This window comes from Dellaglioa sp. CoH-55-MRSF-8 (assembly GCF_056782195.1).
Genome location: NZ_JBXAYH010000070.1, coordinates 1 through 478, shown reverse-complemented (window position 1 = coordinate 478; position 478 = coordinate 1). Strand labels below are relative to the sequence as shown.

The window sequence follows — 478 nt, the reverse complement described above, 5'->3', positions numbered from 1 at the left end:
CCTATAACCTGTGTTCCGTAGTTGGTCAGGTGGTGTCGGTTGTCCGTCTCGATCTCGCGGCGTTCGAGCGTGCAGCTGCTGATGAGGGCATCGACCCGGATGCGGATTACGCGGTGGGCAGCAATGCCGTGGAAGACGCGGTGCAGATCGAGTTGGATCATCAGCGCGCGTTGCGCGAGGCCACGCATCGCCACTACAAAGGTGGTCTCTACAAGTTCGTGGGACTTGCCACGCACTCGGAGACACAGGAAGAGATGGTGATCTACGAACACGTGTGGCCGCATGAACGAAAGACGTGGGTCCGCCCTCATGAGCTGTTCTTCGGGACGCTTGAAAACGGAGACCCGCGCTTCGCCCCCATCTTTGACGAGCCGCAATAAGGAGTGAACATGGAGCTGCTTACCGTTGTATATGAGCCCGTAAGTGGGGACGTGGTACCCGACGCGATGATCAACACCTACGTCGAGAATATGATCAC

General features: G+C 57.7%; 1 protein-coding gene. It reads left to right on the top strand.

The features are described from left to right. Window positions 1–380, top strand: a 380-nt coding sequence (locus AC1RPW_RS07960) for a DUF1653 domain-containing protein (protein WP_481769436.1), incomplete at its 5' end; no start/stop codon positions are given. Between the last annotated feature and the right edge of the window lie 98 nt (window positions 381–478).